General features: G+C 73.0%; 4 protein-coding genes. 1 reads left to right on the forward strand and 3 read right to left on the reverse strand.

From position 1 onward, the window contains the following. Positions 1–123 precede the first annotated feature (123 nt). From FF041_RS14820 to FF041_RS14830, 3 genes are all read right to left on the reverse strand, one after another. Positions 124–1,395 carry an ROK family protein gene (locus FF041_RS14820; protein WP_323391876.1) on the reverse strand — a complete coding sequence of 424 codons (1,272 nt, stop codon included), beginning with the start codon at positions 1,393–1,395 and terminating at the stop codon, positions 124–126. A 3-nt stretch (positions 1,396–1,398) separates the two neighbouring features. Next, positions 1,399–1,929, reverse strand: a complete 531-nt coding sequence (locus tag FF041_RS14825; protein WP_153483961.1) for a toxin-antitoxin system, toxin component — start codon at positions 1,927–1,929, stop codon at positions 1,399–1,401. A 95-nt stretch (positions 1,930–2,024) separates the two neighbouring features. Further along, the gene (locus tag FF041_RS14830; RefSeq protein ID WP_323371766.1) at positions 2,025–2,684 is read right to left on the reverse strand and encodes a helix-turn-helix transcriptional regulator; all 660 of its coding nucleotides are present in this window, start codon (positions 2,682–2,684) and stop codon (positions 2,025–2,027) included. Between the two features lie 371 nt (positions 2,685–3,055). Here FF041_RS14830 and FF041_RS37900 point away from each other — a divergent pair, with 371 nt between their 5' ends. Beyond that, complete coding sequence (locus tag FF041_RS37900) at positions 3,056–3,991, forward strand: MmyB family transcriptional regulator (RefSeq protein WP_323391877.1); 936 nt, start codon at positions 3,056–3,058, stop codon at positions 3,989–3,991. Positions 3,992–4,193 lie beyond the last annotated feature (202 nt).

A 4,193-nucleotide genomic window follows, 5' to 3' on the forward strand; every position in this document is an offset into this window, starting at 1 on the left:
GGCACAAGGGGTGGGGCGGCGGCGGACGGCCCGAGCGGCTCCGGGCCGGCTCCGGCCGGCGGTACGGGAGGCGCCGCGGGCGGCCCGCCTCCCCGAAGGCCCGCCGGCGCCGGCCGGGCGCGGCTATCCCGCCGCCGCGCGCTCCCCGTACGAGACCGGATCCGTCAGTACGTCCAGGACCACCAGGGACGCCGCGCCGCGCGCCGCGTCCGCCGCCGGGGAGGAGGGCCGCAGCCGCGTCCCCGCCCGGGGCCAGAGGCCCGACACCACGCGGGCGGAGAGCTCGGCCGAGGCCCGGGGGATCAGCCACGGGGAGAGCGGACGGTAGATCCCGCCCAGCACCACCGCCGCCGGATCGAAGAGATTGACCGCGCCGGACAGCACCCGGCCCAGCATCAGACCGGCCCGGTCCAGTGCCGCGAGCGCGCGCTCGTCGCCCGCGCGGGCGCGGCGCTCCAGCTCGGCGACGGCGGCCGTGCCGTTGGCGTCCGCGATGCCCGTCGCCTTCAGCATCGCCGACTGCCCCGCGTACTGCTCCAGACAGCCGCGAGCGCCGCAGCGGCACTCGGCGCCGTCGGGGACCACGACCGCATGGCCGATCTCACCCGCGAAACCGTGCGCCCCGCGCAGCAGCTCCCCGTTGAGGACCAGCGCGCCGCCCACCCCGATCTCTCCGCTGAGATACAGAAAGGTGCGTACGGTTCCGAGGCCGCCGAACCACAGTTCCGCGAGCGCCGCCAGATTCGCCTCGTTCTCCGAGCGCACCGGGAGCACCGGCAGCCGGGGGCGGAGCGCCGTGAGCGCCGCGGCGAACGGCTCCTCGGCCGGCACCCGGGTCCAGCCGAGATTGGGTGCCTGCCGGACCGTGCCCGAGGACACCAGCCCCGGCAGGGCCAGCGTCGCCCCCACCGGGCTCAGCTCCTGCTCGGCGGCGGATGTCAGGGCCCGGGCCGCGATCTGCGCGGCCCGGCGCAGCACCTGCCCGGGCGGCACGCCCCGGTTGTCGAGATGCTCGACCAGCCGCACCCGGTCCGTGCCGGCGAGGTCCACCACACAGACGGACACATAGTCGACGTTGATCTCGATGCCGAGCCCCGCCACTCCAGTGCGCGCCACCTTGAGCACCGTGCCGGGGCGGCCCGCCTGGCCGCTGAAGGTCTTGCCGGACTCCGAGAGGAAGCCGCTCTCCAGCAGCTGCTCCACCAGTGAGGAGATCGCGGCCCGGGTCAGTCCCACCCGCGCCGACACCCCGGCCCGGGTGATCTCGCCCGAGTCCCGCACCGCCCGGAGCACCAGGCTCAGATTGTGGCGGCGCACGGTGTCCCGGCCCGCTTTGGGCTCCAGCGGGTCACGGCCGACAGGGGAGGACAGTCTGACGCGAGCGGTTCGTTCCACCGATCAGCCCTGTGGCCCGCGGTATCCCAGGGATGCCTCGATCCGCCCGGCGAGCCCCTCGCGGGGCTTGGGGCCGCGCCCGGTCGAGCCGGCGAGCCAGGAGCGGCACTTGCTGCCGAGCAGCAGACCGAAGCTCTCCGCCTCGTTCTCCTCGTCCTGGTCGAAACGGGTCCGGGCCGCGACCTTCAGCACCGTGTCCTGGAGGTCGGCCTCGTCCGACAGCAGCCGGGCGGCGACGGCCGCGCCCTCGATGTGATGGGTGCAGTGTCCGGCGTTCATATGCCACAGTTCGTGCCCGAGGATGACCAGCTGGTGGTCGGGCGCGGTGCGCTCCTCGATGACGATCAGGTCCTGGTCCGTCATATCCAGCCAGAGTCCGCTGGCCGTGCCCGGTGGGAAGGTGGCCATCCGGTAGCGCACGGGACGGCCGCGCCGGCCGCTCATCTGGCCGCACAGGGCGGCGTAGAGATCGGCGGGCTCCGCGGGCGCGGGCAGATCGAGTCCGGCTACCAGCTCGCCGCAGAGCCGACGCATCTCCTTGCCAATGCTCACCGTTCTCCTCTCCCCCGCAGTGGCCGTGTGCGCGTGTGCGGCCTCAACCCTGCCCTGACATCAGCACGTTTCTGAAGTCATCTTTCCGTCTGCTTTGACGAATCGGCTGGTTCCACCGGCTTGACGCTCTCCAGCAGCATGTCGAGCCACTCGGTGACCTTGTCGCGGTGCTTGTCGGTGGGGAGCTGGGCGGCACGCCAGGCGATGCCCCGGACCCCGTGGTCCTGGAGCAGCCGCTCCAGCGGGTCGCCGTCTCCGGCGTAGTCCTGGAGCAGGCGCTGTTCGGTGCGCTGGAGGGCGCCGTTGAGGGCGTCGGCGTCCTCGGCGGTGAGAAAGCCGGCGTGGACCTTGAAGAACCGCTGGATGGCGTCGCAGTGCTCCATGGTCGGGCGGCGGTCGCCGTTGATGAGGGCGCCCGCCTGCTGCCGGGACATCCCGGCGCCGTCCGCGATCTCCTGCTGGGTGTAGCGGCGGCCGTTGGGCTTGAGCCGGGTCCGCCGCAGCAGATCGAAGCGCTGGAGGAAGCGCGCCTGGAGGTCGGGCTCGCCCGCGGGACGGCCGTCCAGCAGGGCGCCGACCACCTCGGCCGGCACGCCCGAAGCCTCGGAGAGCTGGTGCAGGTCGAAGACCTCGCGATGGCTCAGTCCCAGTTTGCCTGCGAGTTCGGTGACACGGGCAACCGACGCCGCAAGGGGGCCTGCGGCTGCCGGGCCCGGAACCAAGAAGCCGTCTGTCACCAGTGGGTCTCCTAGATCACGCGAGATGGCTCCGCACACAGTTGGCTGCCCGGAGGTTAACCGTTTCCCGGACGTACAGCCAGGTCTTGCCACAGCTGTGGCGCGTTCTCAGCGCTCTGCGGCGCTGAATGCCACGATAGTTGACATGATGGCTCTTCCGGTAGCAGGATCGCCGGGCGGGGTGAAGATCCAAAGGGCGCTGCCGCAGCGGGACTTCGAGAAGGGTGGCGTTCTCGATGACACATGAGGCGGGTTCTGACCGTTCGGGTGTCCACGGGCGTCGAGGGTGCACGGGGACCGGCCGGGGCTCGCTCCGGTCGCGGAGGCTGACCGACATACTGCGCGGGCGCAGAGAAGAGCTGGGGCTGAGCGTGGCGGAGGTCGCCGCCCGGCTCGACATCAGCACCCGCACCTATGACGCGTGGGAGTGCACACCCTCCGAGGACTGGACCGAGGAACGGCTCTACGCCCTGGTCAAGGCCCTGGAGATGACCGACCAGCAGGGCGGCTGGCTGTTCCGTCTCGCCGTCGACCGGGAGCCGCCGAGGCCGCTGAACGGGACGCCGGCGAGGGCCGTGTCCCCGATGGGGCCCGCCCGGCCGTCCGGCCCGGCCTTCCCCTCCGGGCAGATGTTCCAGCGAGCGCCGCTGCCGCCGCCCGTGCGGCCCCCGGAGCCGCTGGCCGCCTCGGAGCGGCTCATCCCGCAGGACCCGGGCACTCAGGCGTATCTGCGGGACTACGCGACGATGATGGACGCCGTGCCGCTGCCCTCGGTGCTCTTCGACCGCCGCTGGGATGTGACGCATGTCAACCCGGCGTTCCAGGCGCTGTTCCGTGGGATGGGAGACCACCCCACGGCGATGCCGGACCAGAACTTCCTGCGCTTCGTCCTCTTCCACCCGGACGCGGGCTCGGTCCTCGGGGACCGTGAGACCAGCTGGTGTCTGCCGCTGCTGGCGCAGCTGGAATCGGCTCTGGAGCGTTACGAGGACGACGGTGTGCTTCAGGCCATTCGCGGGGAGATCGCGGACGATCCCATCATGGACGCGGCGTACCGCTGCGGACTGCCGCACTGGATGCGGGTGGCGGGCGCGGCGGCCGTCCACCACGACGGAGCCGTACGGCCGCTGTACCACCCCGATCCGCAGTGGGGGCACGCCGACTGCCGGATCGTGGACGAGACTCCGGCGACGCTCCAGGACCGGGGGTACACCCGGATGACCCTGGTGCTGCGCGAGCGCAGGGGCACCCCGACACCGAAGGTGCGGCGGGGCAAGCCCCATCTGAGGGCCGTCTCCAGCGGCTGACCGCTCCACACGCCGGATCGGGCGCCGAGTGACCGGGGGAGCCCTGGGGGTCGTCCGGCCACCGGCCCGGGCATCGTGGCACCGTGGCGCGAGGGGAGCCCCGGGGGCTGTCCCGCCACCGGTCCCCGCGCCGGCGGTCCCCGCGCCACCGGTCCCCGCGCCGGCGGGCGGGGCCTTGCGCCCCGGCCCCGGGTCCGCCCCA

Origin of the sequence: Streptomyces jumonjinensis (genome assembly GCF_009600885.1) — a bacterium.
In the GTDB taxonomy this organism is placed as follows: domain Bacteria; phylum Actinomycetota; class Actinomycetes; order Streptomycetales; family Streptomycetaceae; genus Streptomyces; species Streptomyces jumonjinensis.